1 protein-coding gene and 1 pseudogene are annotated in these 1,111 nt (G+C 54.7%); both read right to left on the reverse strand.

Annotated features, from left to right (window positions below):
• Positions 1–868, reverse strand: an 868-nt coding sequence (locus ACFRAK_RS28455) for an enolase-like domain-containing protein (RefSeq protein ID WP_394573108.1), incomplete at its 3' end; no start/stop codon positions are given.
• A gap of 41 nt (positions 869–909) precedes the next feature.
• A pseudogene (locus ACFRAK_RS28460) lies at positions 910–1,111 on the reverse strand (ABC transporter permease); the annotation flags it as partial.

Below are 1,111 nucleotides of genomic sequence, written 5' to 3' on the forward strand. Positions count from 1 at the left end.
GCATTTCAATATGGGCTGCGATGTTATGCCCGTTGTTATTCGAATCCGTAGCTATTCGGATTCGATCATGCTCCATTCCAAGTGACTCGGCAATCGCCACAGCCGCTTCATAGACTTCTTGAATCCGCTTCCCGTCACGCTGGGGATCAACCCCCGTCGTCTTCAGTTTGATATGCGTCACGCGGTCCTGAACCATCCACTCCTCAAGCGCGGACGGCTGACGGTTGCCGCCCGCCGAGACATCGTCCACATATAACGGATCGGTAAAGCCCAGTACGTGTTGAACCTGCAACTTGGAACGCGGATTCGTCAAGAACTGCTGCGGATATATGCCCTCCCAGCCTGCTCCAAGGTACGCGGATAAGTCCTCATTTAGATGTTTGACGTTATACATGGCATAACAGGATTTCCCTGCCGCCCGTCCCCAGGCATCGTGAATCGCTGCATCGAATGGCGACCAGCAGACACGCTGCGCCAATTCAGGGATGAGCGGCAGGCCGATTTCCTCGCACACTCGTGCGGACATGGACTCTATCGCTCGTTCCATGCCGAAGCTGAGCTGAAGCGGATCGCCGTAATCACTGACTTCCGAGAGCGCGGTGCGCAGGGATTCCGCCAATTCCCGCATGGCCTTCGCCTTCAAACCACGTTCCGTATCCGGCAAGGCCTGACCGAAAGCCCATAGATCGGAGAGAAATATCCCTCCGACCCCGGCAGCCTCGGATCCATTACGATTGACGACGCACACTTCGACCAGCGCGTACGTAATCGTGCTGATATTACCCGTGCTCAGCTTCAGCGCTCCTTGAAATACCTCCTCGGAGAAGCTGACGTTCACTTCGCATATTCTGATATCTGAATCCGCCATCGTCATTCACCTGCTTCATCGCTTAATTTGCTCGCTACGGACTAACCTTTGACTGCGCCAAGCAGCATTCCTTTTACGAAATAACGCTGCAAGAACGGATAGATTATTAGCATCGGCAGGGTTGCGACCACCACCGTTGCCATCTTCACCGTCTCCGGTGGAAGAGTTGCGAGCATGGCCGGATTGGTAATGGACAGCTCCTGGCTCACATTCGGGGTCTGAATCATGTTGCGCAGCACCACC

The sequence above is a fragment of the Peribacillus sp. NPDC056705 genome, assembly GCF_043656335.1.